Source organism: Roseiflexus sp. (assembly GCF_057785375.1).
The window spans coordinates 1-18,207 of record NZ_JBYNRX010000068.1 but is presented as its reverse complement, the minus strand read 5'-3'; the positions used below and the strand labels follow the sequence as shown (position 1 = coordinate 18,207).

Annotated in this window: 12 protein-coding genes and 2 riboswitches; of the genes, 8 read left to right on the top strand and 4 right to left on the bottom strand. The window is 61.8% G+C overall.

Annotation, left to right across the window (positions count from 1 at the left end):
- Nucleotides 1-22: 22 nt before the first annotated feature.
- Nucleotides 23-125: riboswitch (glycine riboswitch) on the top strand.
- 2 nt (nt 126-127) lie between these two features.
- Nucleotides 128-205, top strand: a riboswitch (glycine riboswitch).
- A 53-nt stretch (nt 206-258) separates the two neighbouring features.
- From gcvT to AC3EA7_RS11965, 6 genes are all read left to right on the top strand, one after another.
- Nucleotides 259-1,371, top strand: coding sequence for a glycine cleavage system aminomethyltransferase GcvT (gene gcvT, locus AC3EA7_RS11990; RefSeq protein ID WP_488614293.1), 1,113 nt, complete (start codon nt 259-261; stop codon nt 1,369-1,371).
- 41 nt (nt 1,372-1,412) lie between these two features.
- Nucleotides 1,413-1,802 (top strand): glycine cleavage system protein GcvH, encoded by a 390-nt coding sequence (gene gcvH, locus AC3EA7_RS11985; protein WP_488614292.1) that lies wholly within the window; start codon nt 1,413-1,415, stop codon nt 1,800-1,802.
- Between the two features lie 622 nt (nt 1,803-2,424).
- The gene (gene gcvPA, locus AC3EA7_RS11980) at nt 2,425-3,762 is read left to right on the top strand and encodes an aminomethyl-transferring glycine dehydrogenase subunit GcvPA (protein ID WP_488614291.1); all 1,338 of its coding nucleotides are present in this window, start codon (nt 2,425-2,427) and stop codon (nt 3,760-3,762) included.
- A gap of 351 nt (nt 3,763-4,113) precedes the next feature.
- Nucleotides 4,114-5,019 (top strand): phosphotransferase family protein, encoded by a 906-nt coding sequence (locus tag AC3EA7_RS11975; protein ID WP_488614290.1) that lies wholly within the window; start codon nt 4,114-4,116, stop codon nt 5,017-5,019.
- 126 nt (nt 5,020-5,145) lie between these two features.
- Nucleotides 5,146-6,702, top strand: a complete 1,557-nt coding sequence (gcvPB, locus tag AC3EA7_RS11970) for an aminomethyl-transferring glycine dehydrogenase subunit GcvPB (protein WP_488614328.1) — start codon at nt 5,146-5,148, stop codon at nt 6,700-6,702.
- A 486-nt stretch (nt 6,703-7,188) separates the two neighbouring features.
- Complete coding sequence (locus AC3EA7_RS11965) at nt 7,189-7,818, top strand: hypothetical protein (protein ID WP_488614289.1); 630 nt, start codon at nt 7,189-7,191, stop codon at nt 7,816-7,818.
- A gap of 3 nt (nt 7,819-7,821) precedes the next feature.
- On the opposite strand, the gene AC3EA7_RS11960 is transcribed toward AC3EA7_RS11965, so the two are convergent.
- From AC3EA7_RS11960 to AC3EA7_RS11945, 4 genes are all read right to left on the bottom strand, one after another.
- Complete coding sequence (locus tag AC3EA7_RS11960; RefSeq protein WP_488614288.1) at nt 7,822-10,101, bottom strand: protein kinase domain-containing protein; 2,280 nt, start codon at nt 10,099-10,101, stop codon at nt 7,822-7,824.
- Between the two features lie 304 nt (nt 10,102-10,405).
- Nucleotides 10,406-13,591: a clostripain-related cysteine peptidase gene (locus AC3EA7_RS11955; RefSeq protein WP_488614287.1), complete on the bottom strand. Its 3,186-nt coding sequence runs from the start codon at nt 13,589-13,591 to the stop codon at nt 10,406-10,408.
- Between the two features lie 400 nt (nt 13,592-13,991).
- On the bottom strand, nt 13,992-14,798 hold the full coding sequence (murI, locus tag AC3EA7_RS11950) for a glutamate racemase (protein ID WP_488614286.1): 807 nt from the start codon (nt 14,796-14,798) through the stop codon (nt 13,992-13,994).
- Between the two features lie 17 nt (nt 14,799-14,815).
- Entirely contained in the window at nt 14,816-15,595 is a 780-nt protein-coding gene (locus AC3EA7_RS11945; protein WP_488614285.1) for an LLM class F420-dependent oxidoreductase, read from the bottom strand.
- A 188-nt stretch (nt 15,596-15,783) separates the two neighbouring features.
- Between AC3EA7_RS11945 and AC3EA7_RS11940 the strand changes: the two genes are divergently transcribed.
- Nucleotides 15,784-17,154 carry an NAD(P)/FAD-dependent oxidoreductase gene (locus AC3EA7_RS11940; protein ID WP_488614284.1) on the top strand — a complete coding sequence of 457 codons (1,371 nt, stop codon included), beginning with the start codon at nt 15,784-15,786 and terminating at the stop codon, nt 17,152-17,154.
- 121 nt (nt 17,155-17,275) lie between these two features.
- Nucleotides 17,276-17,965, top strand: a complete 690-nt coding sequence (locus AC3EA7_RS11935) for a hypothetical protein (protein WP_488614283.1) — start codon at nt 17,276-17,278, stop codon at nt 17,963-17,965.
- Nucleotides 17,966-18,207 lie beyond the last annotated feature (242 nt).

Below are 18,207 nucleotides of genomic sequence, written 5' to 3'. Positions count from 1 at the left end.
GAAAAGCGTTCCATATAGTCGAATGACGGGCGTGGGAGAGCGCCGCGAAAGCGGACGCCGAAGGAGCAAGCCAGGGAAGCCGAACCCTGTGCGAATCTCTCAGGCTGAAGGACTGCGCCCCGACGACCCTCTGGAGAGTCCGTCCATTCGGGCGCCGACGGAGAAACCCGTCATGCGGGGCATCTCACAGGTCAGTGGACAGAGGTCAGGCGCAACGTCTGGCCCTGTCCCTTTTTTATTTGACGAGGAGGTCGCCTGATGAGCGATTACGGCGGGCTGCGTCGCACGCCGTTGTACGAGCGGCACCTGTCGCTCAGCGCGCGGATGGTCGAGTTCGGCGGCTGGGAAATGCCGGTTCAGTACAGCGGTATCATTGATGAACATCGCGCAGTTCGTGAAGCCGCCGGTCTGTTCGATATCAGTCACATGGGCGAAGTCGAGGTGCGGGGACCGGACGCGCTGCCATTTCTCCAGCGCCTGGTCACGTATGATGTTGCCGACATTCCGCCAGGACAGGCGAACTATGCGCTCATGTGCCTTCCCAACGGCGGGATCATCGATGATCTCTTCATCTACAACCTGGGCGATCACTACTTGATCGTTATCAACGCCGCCAACACCGCGAAAGATGTCGCCTGGATGCGCGGATGCGCAGCAGGGTTCGATGTGACCGTCACCGATGTGTCGGAGCGCACCGGTATGCTGGCGCTTCAGGGTCCGGCGGCTGAGGCGCTGCTGGCGCAGGTGGCGGGCGCTGACCTTGCGGCGTTGCCGTTCCACGGCGTAACGCGCGGGATCGTGTCGGGCATGCCGGCAATCGTGGCGCGCACCGGCTATACCGGCGAAGATGGATTTGAACTCTTCGTGGCAGCGGAAGATACCGCGCAATTGTGGGATGCACTGCTCGATGCCGGGCGCAGCGCCGGGTTGAAGCCGTGTGGATTGGGTGCGCGCGACAGCCTGCGTTTCGAGGCATGTCTGGCGCTCTACGGTCACGAGATTACCGAGGAAACCAATCCCTACGAGGCGCGGCTTGGATGGGTGGTCAAACTCGACAAGGGCGATTTCATTGGGCGTGACGCATTACAGCGTATCAAACAGGAAGGGGTGCAGCGGCGTCTCACCGGCTTTGAGATGGTGGGGCGCGGCATTGCTCGCGGTGAGTATGAAATCCGCGATCTGGAAGGAGCGCCCATCGGCCGGGTGACGAGCGGCATGCCATCGCCGACGCTGGGGAAAAACCTGGGCATGGGGTATGTGCCTATCGCACTGTCGGCGGAAGGGAGCGAGTTCGATGTCGTGGTGCGCGACCGGCCGGTGCGTGCACGCGCTGTGAAGATGCCGTTCTACCGTCCACGCTACAAGAAGTGATGCACGTCTGACGTTCACCATATGCCTGCAGGAGGAAACCCATGGCTTTCAAGACGCCTGCCGAATTGCAGTACAGCAAAACGCACGAGTGGATCCGGATCGAAGGCGATGAAGCAACGGTTGGGATCACCGATTATGCGCAGGATGCGCTTGGCGATGTGGTCTATGTCGATCTGCCGCAGATCGGTGCACGCTTCGAGGCGGACGGCGTGTTCGGCGCGGTCGAGTCGGTCAAAGCGGCATCGGACCTGTTTCTGCCGGTCGCCGGAGAGATCATCGCGGTCAATGATGCGTTGGTTAGCGCCCCTGAGCTGATCAACAAAGACCCGTATGGCGAGGGGTGGATCGTGAAGATCAGGGTTGCTCCCGGCATCGGTGCGCTCATGAGTGCGGAAGCGTATGCTGCGTTTGTGGATACTATCAAGCACTGAGAACTGAGAACTGAGAACTGAGAACTGAGAACCGAGAACCGATACTCGTGCGCGGTCATTTGGACAACACTGCCGGGTCGCTGCGGGCTGAAGCCCTCGCTGAGCACACGGTTCGACAGTGCTCACCGCACGTGCAAGCCCCGCGCCGGAACGATGAGATCCGTCCAATCGCTCGGATGTTCGACTGCGCTCACCGCACGCGGTTCGACTGCGCTCACCGCAAGTGTAAGCCCCGCCGGGGCTGCTGATGCCACTACGCAGTCATGTGTCCACGATACGGACTGCCGGTGCGCGTTGACTGGTGCGCCTTGCGAACCGGGCGCTCGATCATCTTGTCTGACGGACCGCACGTTCGTATGAGAACTGAGAACCGGGCACTGAGAACCGAGAGTCAGAGACCAGGAGCCTACTCGAGTAAACGGGGAGGACGGTGTCATTGCGAGCGCAGGTGAAGCAATCTCTCCACGTCATCCGCTGTCACTGCAAGCGCCGACGAAGCATCTCCATGCTCAACAGAAGATCGCTTCATCGTCTGCGTCCCTCGCAATGACGACAGCACAGGTTCTTCGAACAGGCGACAGGTATCGGCAGGTCTTGCGCCTGCCCGACAATGGAGTGACGCATGACACACTATATTCCTATCACCGACGCAGATCGCGCCGAGATGCTGAAGACCATCGGTGTTGAGCGTCTCGCGGATCTGTTCGAGGCGGTGCCGACGGATCATCGCTTTCCGCCGCTGAGGTTGCCCGATCCACTCTCCGAACCGGAACTGCGCCGCGAGTTGGGCCGGCTGGAGCGCATGAATGCGCACGCAAGCAGCCATATGATCTTTCTCGGCGCCGGCGCATACAACCACTTCGTGCCGGCTGCCGTCGATCAGATACTGCGCCGCGGCGAGTTCTATACCGCTTATACCCCCTACCAGCCGGAGGTGAGCCAGGGCACGCTCCAGGCGATTTTCGAGTACCAGAGCCTGATCTGCGCGCTGACCGGCATGGATGTTGCGAATGCGTCGCACTACGACGGTGGCACGGCGCTGGCGGAAGCCGCGATTATGGCGATCAACGTCGTGCGCGGGCGGCGGAAGATCGTCGTGGCGCCAGGCGTGAATCCTCAGTACCGTGCGGTAATGCGCACATTACTGCAGGGCGTTGATGTCGAGATTGCCGGTGACGAGAACCCGGAGGCGTCGCTCGCAGAGGTTGCGGCGCTGGTGGATCAGACGACGGCTGCGTTGGTGGTGCAAAGCCCCGATTTCTTCGGTGTGCTGCACGATCTTCGTCCACTGACAACAGCAGCACATGCAGCAGGCGCGCTGATGGTCGCGCATTTCGATCCAATCGCCCTGGGTCTCTTCCAAACGCCAGGCGAGGCGGGCGCCGATATTGCCACTGCCGAAGGACAACCGCTGGGAGTCGGTCTGTCGTTCGGCGGTCCGTACCTGGGCATCTTTACCTGCCGTCAGCAGTATGTCCACAAAATCGCCGGTCGTCTGGTCGGCGTGACGCGCGATGTCGAGAACCGTCTGGCGTATGTGCTGACCCTGCGCGCCCGTGAGCAAGATATTCGCCGTGAACGCGCAACGAGCAATATCTGCACCAACCAGGGGTTGATGGCGCTGGCGGCGGCGGTCTATCTCAGCCTGGTCGGACGGCAGGGGTTGCGGCAGGTGGCGGAGTTGTGCTACCACCGCGCCCACTATGCTGCGGCGCAGATTGCGCAGTTGCCAGGGTATCAGGTGCTCGACCGGGGACCGTTCTTCAAGGAATTCGTCGTCAGAACCCCGCGACCGGTCGGCGCGATCAATGCGGCGTTGCGCGAGCAGGGCATCATCGGCGGCTACGATCTTTCCGGTGATTATCCGCACCTTGGCGATGCCATGCTGCTGTGCGTCACCGAGATGAATTCACGCGCCGACATCGATGCGCTTGCGGCAGCGTTGCGGGCGGTTGCGTAGGGGCGAGAGGCGCGAGGCGAGGGGCGAGGGGCGAGGGGCGAGAGGCGAGAGGCGAGAGGCGAGAGGCGCGAGGCGAGAGGCGAGGGGCGAGAGGCGAGAGGCGAGGGGCGCGAGGCGCGAGGCGAGAGGCGAGAGGCGAGGGGCGCGAGGCGAGAGGCGAGGGGCGCGAGGCGCGAGGTAAGAGGCGCGAGGGGCGCGAGGCGAGGGGCGCGAGGCGAGAGGCGGGAGGCGAGAGGCGCGAGGGGCGCGAGGCGAGGGGCGCGAGGCGAGAGGCGGGAGGTGATAACGAACTTTTACCTTCGCGCTTTGTGTGCGTCTCTTCACCAGGGTACGGGCGGAATGAGGCCAGCGATGGAGCTGCAACGGGAACCAATCGAGGCAGCGCTTGGCGTGCGCATTCGGGAAGCGGTGTCGCTTGGCGGCGAACGCTGGACGCTGGCGCTTGCCGATGGAGAACGTGGCGTGGTGCAGCGCTTCGCTTCCACCGATGCGCTGGCAAATGCTGAGGCAGCGCTGAGTCGGTTGCGCGGCGAGATCGATCTGCCAATCCCGCACATCCGTCGTCTGGATGTCGCCGGTGCTGCGCCGAACGGCGGCTGGGCGCTATTTACCGGGGTGAGCGGCGACCCGCTGGCGCGCAAGTTGCCGCAGATCGCTGATGAACCACTCTATCAGATTGGGATGCGGTTGGGCCAGGTCATCTATCGCATCCATCGCGTAGCAGGCGGGCAATATGGGGCGCTGACCGGCGATGATCCATGCGCAGCGAACGAGGAACAGCAGTACATCCTTGCGCGGCTCGACGACGATCTCGCCACAGCAGTGGCGCTGAATGCGATGAGCGACGAGGAAGCCGCTGATGTGCGTCGCGCGCTGGAAACCTTCATACCCCCCGGTCGCCAGGCGGCGCTGTTGAATGGCGGGTTGTCACCGGAGACGTTGCTGGTGACGCAGCGCGATGGGCGCTGGACACTCGGCGGCATTCTGGGATGGGAACACGCGCTGAGCTGGTGCCCGGCATGGGAACATGTGACGTTCCTTGAAGCATGTGAAGGACAACGATGTTTCAGTCTGCGGGTGGGCTACGGTAATGGCTACGACAACGAAACGCAGCGTGCCTATGAGCAGGTGCGTGAACCGGCGCTCCGCCCATATCGTGTGCTCCTGGCGCTGCGCCGGGCTGTGGAACACGCCAGGCGCGGCGCACGCGACCATGCACGAAAGTATGTGGGCGTTGCGCTGCGGTTGGTAACGTAGATGACTGTCACCTGGACAGTTCGGTTGGCGCCACAATCAGCACGCGACGGCGTCGTCAGTATTCGAGCAACGGCGCGGCTGCTGGCGTGGGTGACAGTCATCTCTGACAAAGAGGAGAAGAACACAATGCACAATCACGAACCTCCTATCTTCGAGTTATCAGGGCGGGGCAAGTTCGGCGTCAATCTGCCGCAGATCGATGTGCCGCAGAGCAATCTTCCCGCCGATCTGTTGCGCACCGACGATCTCGCCAGGCTGCCGGAACTGACCGAACCCGAGGTCATCCGGCACTACACGCGCATTAGTCAGCGCAATTTCGCCATCGATACGACAATGGTCAGCCTGGGGTCATGTACGATGAAGTACAACAGCAAACTCCATGAGGAAGCGGCGCGCCTGCCCGGTTTTGCTGCGGCGCATCCGTTGCAGGGCGAAGAACTGTCGCAGGGTGCGCTGCAACTGATGTATGAACTGCAAGCGTACCTCGGCGAAATCTCCGGCTTCGACGCCGTTTCGCTGCAACCGGCAGCCGGGGCGCAGGGGGAGTTGACCGGCATCCTGGTGTTTCGCGCCTATCATCTTGATCGCGGCGATCACGAGCGGGTGGAAGTCCTGACGCCTGATTCGGCGCACGGCACCAACCCGGCGACTGCGGCGATGGCAGGGTATCGGGTTGTTGAGGTGAAGAGCGATGCACGCGGCAATGTCGATCTCGAGGACCTGAAGCGTAAACTGTCGCCGCGCACGGCAGCGCTTATGCTGACGAATCCGAATACGCTGGGATTGTTTGAGGAGCACGTCGTCGAGGTGACGCGCCTGGTGCATGAAGCAGGCGGGCTGATGTATGGCGATGGCGCCAATTTCAACGCCATCCTTGGGATTGCAAAGCCGGGTGAACTTGGGTTTGACTTCATGCATTACAACTTGCATAAAACGTTCACTACTCCGCACGGCGGCGGCGGTCCCGGATCAGGCGCCGTGGGGTGCACGGCGGCGCTCGCGCCGTTCCTGCCAGCGCCACGGGTGCGTCGTGTTCCACAAACGGGTCAGGCGTCGCCGCCAACCGAACGCGGCGCAAGCCTGCGTCCTGCAAACGCCGCGCCGTTGCCCGAAGGCGCGTATGAGTTCTTTGTACCGGAGAAGTCGATCGGTCGGATGAAAACATTCCACGGCAATTTCGGCATGCTGGTGCGCGCCTGGACATACATTCGCTCGATTGGCGCCGCCGGGCTGCGCAAGGTCAGCGAGACGGCGGTGTTGAACGCAAACTATGTACAGGCTCGGCTGAAGCATGTGTATCCGGCAGCGGTTGAACGCACCTGTATGCACGAGACGGTGTTGCAGGGGAAATTGGCGATGGCGCCCGAAGTGCGGACGCTCGACATTGCCAAGCGGTTGATCGACTACGGTTTCCATCCGCCGACCGTTTATTTCCCACTGATCGTCCCAGAAGCGTTGATGATCGAACCAACCGAGACCGAGTCGAAGCGCACACTGGACGCTTTCTGCGATGCGTTGCTGGCAATCGCCGAGGAAGCGGCGCGCGACCCGGAGATGTTGAAGCGCGCACCAACCACGACGCCAGTGCGTCGGCTCGACGAAGCACGCGCCGCGCGCCAGCCGATCCTGCGCTACGATCCGGCAGTGTTCGCGCGACTGCGGGAGGAGGGCCTTCAGTTCTGAACGTTTCGGTAAAGGCAATGCCTTCGCCTGCCCGACGGTCGCTGAGTGGGTCGAAGCGCCGCATTTCACACGACGATGTTTTCAACGCCGCTCGGTTGACCGTCGCGCGGTTGACGTTGGCTACGACAGGCTCAGCCAACGCCGCTCGGTTGACCGTCGCGCGGTCATTCGGACAATATTGCTGGGGCGCTGCGGGCGAAAGCCCTCGCTGAGCAAGTGAAAGCCCCATCGGGGCTGCTGATGCCAGGGCGCAGTCATGCGCCCATAACCGCAAACGCATGCTGTGGATCGTTACGCCTTGCGAACCGGGCGCTCGAACATCTTGTCTGACTGACTGCAAGTTAGTATAAAATGTCCTGGTCATAGTTCGTGGAGGGACAGGTCTGAGATTCGTCGGGCTTGAGCGCAAGTGCATATACGTGATAGTCGCCTGCAACAACAACGGAGGCCAGGAGAAGGCGGCGCGTGAAGTCAATGAAGCAACAGATGCGCATACCTGCAGGACGACAGGTAATACTCGGACTGCTCCTCTCGCTGATCGTCGGGTGCAGCGCGCCGCCGCAATCGTCTGGACCAACGACGCCTGCGCCTCCGGCAGTGCAACAGGTGATGTCCTCGATTCCGCCAGCGCCGGGTGTACAACCTGTGCTGGCGTCGCCGACGATTCCGCCTGCACCCCGTCCCACTCCGGCGGGTTCTGCCTCACTCGAGCAGGGCGATCCAACCCGTTTTGTGTACCGGTGGCCCTCGTTTCTGCCAGAAGGGATGCGGCCATCGCCTCAAGAGACGCGCATTGCCCGCGAAGATGAAGTTGGCGATGGCGATATCGGATTTTATCTGCTGACGTTCAATGGTGACGCGGGCAAGATCGTGATCGGCGGCGGGGCAGTCGAGCCATTCAGTTTGAGCGGACCGATTGAGCGCATCAATCTGGATTCATACGCTGCTCGTATCGTCACGCAGGGCGATCAGGCATTGATTGTCATCGACGATGGCGCGCCGGGGGTGTTGTTTGTGTTTGGCGCGGGCATTGCACGCGATGACCTGCTGCGCGTTGCCGGATCGCTGACGCCAATCGATCCGCGCGAGATGCGGCGGCGCGCTGGCGTTGAGTAATTGCTATGGCTGCTGACGAAACCGCACTTCTGCGGCGGTGTATCTGCCGCCGTTGAGATTGGTCACCCGCACCTCGTTCGCCTGAAATTCGGCAAAATCGGGCACCGCAGTGAGGCGCACAATCCATGTGGTACACCCCAGTCCACCAATCTCGTAAGTGCCGTTCGCGCGGGTGCGCACCGTAAACTGGTTGCGTCCATCGGCGCTTGTGATCGAGAGCGTGGCGTCGGCAATCCCTCGCCCATTCCGGTCCTCGACGCTGCCATAGATGCTCGACCTGAACTGCGCACCACATCGCACTGCCAGGTCGGTTGGCGTTTGCCCCAGAATACCGCTGAAGATCAACGGCGGCACATTCTGATCGTCGATCAACCAGCGTTCGATCCAGCCGACTGCCCCGACATGAAGCGCGTTCGCGCCTTGACTGATGCGCACCTCATACCAGCCGGGCGTATCGGCGCGCAAAACCTCGACCACATCATCATTGCGCAACACCGCAAAACGGTTGCTGGCAGAGTCTGGCGCCATGTACAGGCTGGTATACGCGCCTGCTTCATCCACCCCGATCTGCGACAGGTAGCGGTAGTCCCGACGCACCCCGGCGACCGTCTTGCGCTCCAGAAAATCGCGCAGCATCAGGGTGACCTCTGGCTGCGGCACTCCATCAATGACGAGGGTCAGCATCACTTCACCGTGGACATCAGGCGGGAGCGTCGCCAGCCGCAGCGAGATCTGGTCGCTGGAGCCGCTGACGATTTCGAGCGGCAGGCGTCCAGTCTCCGGCGCATTCAGTTCAAACGTATGATTCGCACCAAGATGGCTGCCTTCGATCATCAGCGTCGCCGGAAGTGAGCCAATATAGACCTTGCGGGGCGTAATGCGCAGCGCGATCGGTTTGATGACCGGCGAACCGTCAGTTGATACCGGGTCGAGGCGCGGTGCATCAACAACGGCGGGCACGGTTGACAATGCGTACACCGGACTCGGATTGACGGCTGGCGCCGACGTCAGCGCAATGAGCGAAGAACCATTCGAAGCAACCATTGGCGCTGTGGTCTGAGAAGTCATAAGCGAGACTCCCAGTATCAGGGTCAACGCAAGCAAGATCGTTCCAGGAAGGGCATACCTGTTCCAGGGATGCGGCAGCCTGGCGACAAACCCCTGGAGCGTGATCCATCCGTGCGCACCGGTTGCGCTTATCCGTTGTCGTAGTGCAACGAACCGTCTGACAATCGTGTTCAGGTCGTTGCGTTGCATTTCTGGCGTGGGTTGAGTTTGCGCCCTGGACGGCGCCCGCTGAGACATCACCAACGCGTTCGCCGGAGGAGCGGTAGGCGTCAGGTGTTGAATGGCTGCGACATCGTGACGGACCGTGTAAGCAACCTGCGCCGCAGAAAGTGTATCGGCATCGGCCGGATACACAGATGATGCGATAGCAACTTCTGGAATGATAGCGGCTCGCGCTTTTGCCAGCGAGAGGCGCATATCTGTAGCGCTTGCCGGTCGTTCGTCAAGACTCAGCGCGAGGGCCTGCATCAGAACGACACTGACATCTTCAGGTATAGCAGCATTCAATTGTCGTAGCGGAATCAGCGGATCGGGCAGGCGGCGCAGCACGGCAGTGGCGCGGGTAAGCGCATCAGGCGGCTGTACACCGGTTAGGAGATGATACAAGGTTGCCGCCAGGCTGTAGAGATCGCTGCGTGGTTCAGTGCCGATATTGTTGATCTGTTCCAGAGGAGCGTAGTGCGGCGTGTAGCCAAAGATGCTCTCATTTGATCGATGGAACGTATGCCCGCCTGATCCGCCCTTTGCCAGCCCGAAGTCGAGCAGCACAATGTCGCCCTCGGCAGTCAATTTCAGATTCTGCGGCTTGATGTCACGATGGAGAACCGGAGGCTTCTGGCGATGGAGATATTCGAGCGCACTCAGGAGTTGCTCTGCCCACATCAGCACCTGTTGCAGATCGAAGGGACGACTCTGATAGAGCAGTATAGTGCCCAGGTCGTCACCATCGATGAATTCCATCACCAGGTACTGGTAGTGACCATCGACAAAGTGGTCGATCACGCGCGGCAGCGCAGGATGACGCAATCTGGCAAGAAGACGCGCCTCGCGCTCGAGCAGATTCAGCGTCTGTTCGGCAGGGATAGCGGTCTGTTTGAGGGCGACACGGTTGCCCAGGCGCAGATCGACTGCTTCGTAGACGGCGCCGGAGCCGCCTTTGCCAATGGGGCGAACAATCTGATACCGATGTTGAAGAATCTCTTCTGGCGCAGGCATAGATGGTCTGGATGTACAGCGCTTATATAAATATTATACCGCGTTCATGAGAGAACAGAAACGTTAAGCGCTCCCGATTTTCCAACCACCTGTCCTGGTTCTGGTGATGACTCATTTTTTTGGCAAGCTCCCACGTTGTTGCGTCGTGGTTCCCCCTCTTCCCCCTGCCCCGCTCCCACCAGAGGAGCGGGGGAAATACTCCCCCTCCCCCTTTATGGGGGTGGGGTTGGGGGTGGGGGGTGGGTGGGGCAGGTCGGAACCCCACTCCAGAAAAACCCGCCCCGGTGACGATTATCCTTTGATCTCACTCGATCTTCATCGAGTCCGCAATGCCGCCGAGCGTATCCGCATAGCGGCTGAAATCGGCGGAAGGCGCCTGCAACGATACCAGATAACTCAGGCCGGTGCGCGGACTGGTGACAACCACGACAAGACCGGTTGAGGCGACGCCGTTCTGGTCGGTGTACTGGTAACTCGCCGATGGTCCGACTTCGCCGCCAACCTGCAACGGGTCGCCAGGTCGTTGCTGGAAGTTCTGCTGGGACTGAAGTGATTCGAGGAAAAACTCCAGCAACAGCCGGTTTGCTTCCGAAGGCTCAAGTCCGACCGAGTAGACATCAACGCTGACGAAGACATTGCCATTCTCGGCGGGATCGTAGAAATAAATCTGATCGTTGCCGGTGTCGAGCGTCTTCCAGGTTGCCGGATACTCAATCGAAAACCCGAGTTTCGGATTATTGTACGACTGGTATCCTGCCTGTGTGCCCGGTGATGTCTGCACCGGAGGTGGCACGTTTGCGCCTGTTCCGGTGTTATTCACGTTAATGTCGGCGTACTGGTAGCTAAAGCGTCCAGCAATGTCGCGCACCAGGAAGCCGGCGACATAGGCGCCGCTCTGGAGTGGAATGCGCTGCACAGCAAGCGACTGGTTGCCGATGGTGAGCGTATCGCCTTCGACGAAGCCGGGTTCGAGACGGTCGCCCTTCACCGTGTATGTGCGGATCATTGCGGTAAAGGTATCGCCCGGCACCGGTATGATCTCGAACGGTTGCGCTTCTTGCTTCTGGTTCTTCGGGAAGCCGTAGATCGTGATCAACTCCGGCGTGCCGCTTTCAACGGTAAAGACCAGTGCTGCCGCAATCTGCTCATTCGAGCGGCTCACGGTATAAATCCCCTCAACGCCGTACAGGGCTGTGCCATATTTCGCCGGACCAAGAAGCACCGGGATGGTATCCCGTCCATTGGTCAGGCCCCACTGTGTGCCGCTGTAGTTGACCTTGAGCCGCGTGCTGCCGCCGGTCCAGGGTGGAATACTGCTGCCCGGCACGCTTCCCGGCGGATAGAGGAAGTCGATGCTGGTCAACAGCACGCCGCTGCGGTCGTTGTTCGGTATACCGGCGAAGAAGAAGACATACGCAATGTCATTGCCGCTAACGACCCCTTCGACCGTGATCGGGTTGTCGATACTGACGGTTGTGTTCGAGACGGTGAGCGAACCGATCTCGGCGGCGCTCTGCAAACCGGTGTTTGCAGTATGAAACGCCTTCAAAAAGTCGCCCCACGACGTCTGCTGCGGCAACGGCGACCCCTGTCCGTAGATCGGCGGGTACAGTTGCGCATACTGCGGGAAGAAGATCGACAATCCGGTGGAATTAGCGTGGAAGCCGCCATTCCACTCAGCGATGCGCGCCTGGTCGATTGCTTCGTAGAGCGCGCGCGCCGGTTCCGCTACAGCAGGGCGCCCGCCGCGATCAACGACGAGACGGGCGAAATGCCCCAGGTCAACAGCGCTGAACTCCTCGGGAGCGGGTTGACTGTACACATCGACGAACGACCGGGCCTCGGCGATTGCGGTGTATGAGTCGCCCATGCCGGTCATCATCGCGTCGGAGAGCGCGTTCAACTTCTGGCGCAGATCATTGGCGCGGGTCAGATCAAACGCCGAAAGCGTCACTGTGGGATCGCCTTTCGACTCATAAAATTCACGGAAGGACTCCACAATCGCAGCGCCAAACGTTGCGGCATCCTGTTGAGGATTCTCGACCAGACGGCGCAACAGCAGATCCCAGGCCCAGCCGGTATTCGGTTCGAGTTCAGCAGAAGCGACAAACACGTCGGCATAGGGGGCCGTGACCAGCGCCACATCGATCTGCGCCATCAGGCAGGCATCGAAACCGATCAGATCGATGCGTCGCCCGGTCTGCTGTTGGATGGTGCGCAGCGCCGCGTCGAGTTCCGGCATGTTGATGCCATCTTCGCCATCGGTATCATCGAATGTAATCCCGGCCCACGACGCGCCGTGATCCCACAGGATGAGAGCGTACCGCTCGGCAGGATACGTCTGCATCCCCCACACCGCAAAATCGACCAGCGTCTGCGGATCGCCCATGTTCAACTCGCCCAGGTCTGCCAGTTCCTGTGAACGGATCGTCTTCGGGTCATCATCCCTGGTCACAAGAAAACGTTTGGTCGTCTCCCAGTTGCCGTTCGAGGTATCGTCCCATGGCGCCATGGCGCCGATGCGGTCGAACTGCACGACGATCTTGACCTGATCGGTCGAGCCAACCAGCTCCATTTCATTGAAGTCGATGATGGCGTCGCTCTCCAGGTTATTGTCCCCATCGAGATAGACGAGGACCGTCCAGGCGGCTCTATCGCCGGCCGGTTGCGCAACCGGCGTTAGCGGGAGGGTTGGCGGCGGCGATGCGCCGCCGCTCTGTGGCGTTGGAGTGGTTGCGCCGCCGCTCTGCGGCGTCGCGCCGCCGCTCTGCGGACCCAATGGTTCAAATCGCACATCGATGCTGTTGGTCACCACAAGGATGCCGATGCAGCCAGCAACAAGCACGAAGCCGACAAGGGCAAGAATGAGCGCCCAGGTCGGCAGGCACCCTTTGCGGGCCGGCTTCGCGGCAGCGGGTTGCGCGGGCGGCGGCTGGTACGATGGCTGCGCTGGCGGAACCTGGAACCCCTGCGGCGGCGCGGAAGGCGGCGGCTGATACGATGGCTGCGCTGGCGGAACCTGGAACCCCTGCGGCGGCGGCGACGGCGGTGTGCCCTGGGGCGGTTGCGACGGCGGCTGTGGTTGCGACGGCGGCAAGCGGAACCCCTGCGCCGGTTGTGGCGGCGGGGTTGCCGGGGCGGTTGGCGGCGCCGGAATGGGCGCCGGCGCTGCGACAAGTGTGGCATCGACAGCAGGCTGCGGTTGCTCAAAGCGAAACGTCTCATCGCCGATCTCGATGAGGTCGCCATTGCGCAGGCGATGCGGCGCTGCAATGCGTTGACCGTTGACCACCGTGCCGTTGGCGCTTCCCAGGTCGTGCAGAACGAACCCGTCTCCTTCGCGGCGGATTTCGGCGTGGCGGCGCGACGCGCGGGCGCTGGCAATAACAACGGTGTTGTCCGGGTTGCGCCCAAACGAGCATGGTGCATCGGTCAGTGGGATCTGCCTGCCCGCCTGAGCGCCGCTAACCGCAGTAAGGTATGCTGTCATTGTTCCTCCGATAGCGTCGTGTAGTGTCGATGACGGGTGACGAGTAATACGTATGAGGTCATGAACTATGCGGTTCTCGTCAGGGTGCGGAGCAGGACCGATTCTCCTTCAGGATGTCTTCGACATGAGGCGCTGGCGGGTGGGCGAAGCATCGCCTTCGCTCACCCAATTGACTTTTTCAGAAACGCTGCTCACGATAAGTCATCCTGGCTATCCGTGGCGCCCTGACCGAACCTGGCGCAACAACTCTTTCGATTGTCGCATACGAACAGTCGTTTGTCGAGGTTGCGCAGTGGAACTGATGCAACCTTCTTCCTAAAGAACGTAACAAAGAGGGGAGTTGGGATGTTTGTTGCAAAAGAGTCACAACATACTTGTCGTATGCTTTATGTTCCTCCATCTACTCAACGCGCCCCTCCAACCTCGCCTGTTCCACCCGCCCGCGCGGCAGGTCGATGCGGTCGATCAGATCGGCGAGGCGCGCCGGGTCGCCGGTTGTCGCGTAGGTGACGCTGCCCGACATCCTGATCGGCGCTCTGGTCAACCCGCGTTCCCGCAGCACCTGCGCCACACGCTGCGCCACGGCGGGCGCGGCGTCGAGCAGGCGGATGTCGTTACCGACAAGCGCGCGGAGGCGCGGCAGGAGCAGCGGGTAGTGGGTGCAACCGAGGACAATCGTGTCGGCGCCGGCGTCGAGCAGCGGTGCGACATACTGGCGCAGCAGTGCCATCGTTGCCGGCGAGTCGAACATTCCTTCCTCGATGTGTTCGACCAGACCGGGGCACGCCTGCGGGACGACACGCACGCCGTTCGCCCACTGTTCAATCACGTCGCGCAGCAGATCACCCGCCAGGGTTGCCGGTGTCGCCAGCACGCCGACGACGCCGCTGCGCGTGTGCGCGGCTGCGGGTTTCACCGGCGGCACCATGCCGACGAATGGAGTGTCGGGGAAGCGGCGGCGCAGATCGGTGAGCGCGGCAGCGCTGGCGGTGTTGCACGCAACGACGACCAGTTTTGCGCCGCGCTCGATAAGCCATGCGGCGCACGCAGCGGCAATGGCGCGCAATTCGTCGAGTGGGCGCGAACCATACGGGCAGTGCGCCTGATCCGCCAGATAGAGCAGGTCTTCTCCCGGCAGCAGGCGACGCACTTCGCGCAACACGGTGATGCCGCCAATACCGCTATCGAAGAAACCAACGGGTTGCATAGGGTGATCCGAAAACGCTACCTCCGAGAACCTCGCGTCTCCCGGTACTGCACCAGGCGCTCGACAGCGGTGAAGTTCCACGGTTCACCCAGACCCAGGATGATGTGCGCCGCGCCAGCCTCCACGAAAGCGTCGAGGTTATCCAGGTCACCGGAGCTAATAGCGACGGTGCGTTCGATGGTCGCCGGGTCACGCCCGAATTCGCGGCACCAGTCATCAAGCACCTGATTTTTGTGGCGGAATGTTTCAGGCGGACCAAAACCGTTCCACATATCGGCGTGCTGCGCCGTCAACTTGAGCGTCACTTTTTCGCCGCCGCCGCCGATCAGGATGGGGAGCGGCTGGCGCAGCGGCGGCGGGTTCAGGTGCGCAAGCCGCTGTTTGATCTGCGGCAGCGCCCTTCCCAACGCACGCAAGCGATCCGGCGCCGTTCCGAATTCGTATCCATATTCGTTATAGTCGCGCTGGAACCAGCCCGCACCAATGCCCAGGATCAGGCGACCGCCACTGATATGATCGACGGTGCGCGCCATGTCGGCAAGAAGGTGCGGGTTGCGGTAACTGTTGCACGTTACCAGACAACCAATCTCGGCGCGACTCGTCAGCGTCGCCATGGCGGTCAGCAGCGTCCATCCCTCGAAGTGAGCGCCATCGGCATCACCGTACAGCGGAAAGAAATGGTCCCAGTTCCAGATCGAGTCAACGCCAAGCGCTTCGACCTGGCGCACGGCATCGGCGAACGACCAGTACGACGTGTGTTGCGGATGTAATTGGACACCGACACGAATGGCAGTCATATGGTTCCTTTCCAGGCATACTCGATCCGTGGTACATCATACACGAATCTCACTCGCTTCTGTACGGACGCGCACGCCAAGCCGCCAGGAGCAGGCACAGGAACCAGCCCCGACAAGGGCAGGGCATTGACTGCCACACGATTCAATGATATAATTGTGAACAATTTCACGAAAGAAGGTGACAACCAATGATCGAAACCCAGATCGAGACACAACCCGCTGCGAAGGCGCGTGACACATACAAACAGAACGGCATACCCGCTTCGTCGCGGGCGCGTCCGCGCGTCGTGATCGTCGGCGCGGGATTTGGCGGCCTGGCAGCCGCACGCGAACTGGCAAACGCCGATGTTGATGTGCTGATGATCAACCGCACGAACTACCACGGTTTCTGGCCCCTCCTCTACCAGGTGGCAACCGCCGGTCTGGAGCCGGAGTCGATTGCCTACCCGGTGCGCGCGATTTTGCGGCGCTACCGCAACGCCAATTTTCTGCTCGCCGAGGTGAGCGGCGTGGACTTCGAGCGGCGCACAGTGCTGACGGATGTCGGTTCTGTGCCCTATGACTATCTGGTGCTGGCGGCAGGCAGCACCACGAACTTTTTTGGGAATGAGTGCTTCGAGCAGTATACACTCGGGATGAAGGACCTCGACGAGGCGCAGCGGTTACGCAACCACATTCTGCATTGCTTCGAGCGTGCTGCATCCGAACTAGACCCCGCACGCCGCGCGGCATTGCTGACCTTCGTCGTCGTCGGCGGCGGTCCGACCGGCGTCGAGCTGGCGGGGGCGTTCGTTGAGTTGATCCGCCATGTGATGCACAGAGACTACCCGATGCTCGATGTGCATCAGGCGCATGTGGTGCTCGTCGAAGCGACCGACCGGGTGCTATCGATGTTTCCTGATCCGTTGCAGCGCGCGGCGCTGGATCGGTTGTGGCGAATGGGTGTGGATGTGCGCCTGAACGCGCCGGTGGCGGACGTGCGCCCCGGAGTGCTGGCATTCAAAGATGGAACAGAACTGGCAGCAGAGACGATTGTGTGGGCGGCGGGGGTGCGCGCGTCGCCGCTGGCGGAGGCGCTCGGCGTGACGCTGGGGCGCGGCGCGCGGGTGAAGATCGAACCGACGCTGACGCTGCCAGGACGCTCCGATGTATTTGTCGTCGGCGACATGGCATACCTGGAGGGATACCGTCCTGGTGTGCCCTACCCGATGGTTGCGCCGGTTGCCATTCAGATGGGGGAGCAGGCGGCGCGTAACATTATCGCGCGCACCCGGCGCAACCCGATGAAACCGTTCCGCTACTTCGACAAAGGACAGATGGCGACCATCGGGCGGAGCGCCGCCGTGCTCGACGCCTTCGGTATTCAGTTGACCGGCTGGCCCGCGTGGGTTGGTTGGCTCTTCGTGCATCTGATGGAACTGGTCGGCTTCCGCAATCGGGCGCTAGTGCTGCTGAATTGGGCGTACAGTTACTTCACCTATGATCGCGGCGTGCGCCTGATCTTCGGCATCGGAGCGGAGGAGCGGCTGAAGATTGAACGGTTGAAGGTTGAAGGTTGAACAGTTGAAGGCTGCTCCACCCTTCGTGCACCTTCGTGGTCTTCGTGGACGCCAGGGAACAAATCGCGCCCGCTGCGCGTCATGATGAGCAGAGAATCATCGCAGAACTCAGAGGAATGCCATGCGTGCAATGATCGCCGCTCTGCTTGGATGCGCCCTGTTGCTGGCAGCGTGCGGCAGCGTCAGCACCGGCGCTGTGCCTGCCGAGCCAACCCAACCCTCCAACCCGGCGCTGTTGCAACCGACGCAACCGCCGGTTCCTACTGGCGTTCCCGGTCAGCCGCTGCTTGCCGACACCCCTGTTCCACAGCCGACGGCGACTCCTGCGCTTGCAACGCCGTCACCGACAGTCGGCGACGCGCAAATGCCAACCGCTACGCTGACGTCGACGCCCGTTCCGGTGGTCATCCAAGGGAAGGAGACGCCCATGCCCACGCCTGATCCAGGGAGTGAACCCGTGCGCCCTATGCCACCATACAACGCGCAACCGCTGACACCCCCCTTCGGCGCAGTAATGGACGCGCAGATCGATGCAGCGAAACAGGACCTGGCGCAACGTCTGGGGATCGATACGTCAACCGTTGAGGTCGTGGAGGTAGCCGCGGTCACCTGGCCCGACACGTCGCTCGGTTGCCCGAAGCCGGGAATGATGTACCCACAGGTGCTGGTCGACGGCATCCTTGTGCAACTCCGCGCCAACGAGCAGGTCTACAACTACCACGGCGACGGTCAACGCCGGTTGTTCCTGTGCGATGCGCTGGCGGGCCCCGTCGGCGGGCAACCGGGGCGTCCGCCGCGGGGTGAGCCGTGAAGACCAAATGACAGTGGTGCTTGCACCCCCGCCAGTGACCGTCACATCCGGCGGGTCGGGGCAGATGACCCGCACACTGCCCGGCACCCCGTGGTGACGGTCACATCCGCCCGCAAACCACCCACGGGTCGGGGCGGATGACCCGCACACTGCCCGGCGCCCCCTGGTGACCGTCACATCCGCCAGCGCCGCCCCGCCCGCAAACCACCCACGGGTCGGGGCGGATGACCCGCACACTGCCC

Coding starts and splice junctions, on each gene's coding strand:
- AC3EA7_RS11975 (WP_488614290.1), top strand. CDS start 4,114: ATGGAGCTGCAACGGGAACCAATCGAGGCAGCGCTTGGCGTGCGCATT.
- AC3EA7_RS11955 (WP_488614287.1), bottom strand. CDS start 13,591: ATGACAGCATACCTTACTGCGGTTAGCGGCGCTCAGGCGGGCAGGCAG.
- AC3EA7_RS11940 (WP_488614284.1), top strand. CDS start 15,784: ATGATCGAAACCCAGATCGAGACACAACCCGCTGCGAAGGCGCGTGAC.
- gcvH (WP_488614292.1), top strand. CDS start 1,413: ATGGCTTTCAAGACGCCTGCCGAATTGCAGTACAGCAAAACGCACGAG.
- gcvPA (WP_488614291.1), top strand. CDS start 2,425: ATGACACACTATATTCCTATCACCGACGCAGATCGCGCCGAGATGCTG.
- AC3EA7_RS11960 (WP_488614288.1), bottom strand. CDS start 10,101: ATGCCTGCGCCAGAAGAGATTCTTCAACATCGGTATCAGATTGTTCGC.
- AC3EA7_RS11935 (WP_488614283.1), top strand. CDS start 17,276: ATGCGTGCAATGATCGCCGCTCTGCTTGGATGCGCCCTGTTGCTGGCA.
- gcvPB (WP_488614328.1), top strand. CDS start 5,146: ATGCACAATCACGAACCTCCTATCTTCGAGTTATCAGGGCGGGGCAAG.
- murI (WP_488614286.1), bottom strand. CDS start 14,798: ATGCAACCCGTTGGTTTCTTCGATAGCGGTATTGGCGGCATCACCGTG.
- AC3EA7_RS11965 (WP_488614289.1), top strand. CDS start 7,189: ATGCGCATACCTGCAGGACGACAGGTAATACTCGGACTGCTCCTCTCG.
- gcvT (WP_488614293.1), top strand. CDS start 259: ATGAGCGATTACGGCGGGCTGCGTCGCACGCCGTTGTACGAGCGGCAC.
- AC3EA7_RS11945 (WP_488614285.1), bottom strand. CDS start 15,595: ATGACTGCCATTCGTGTCGGTGTCCAATTACATCCGCAACACACGTCG.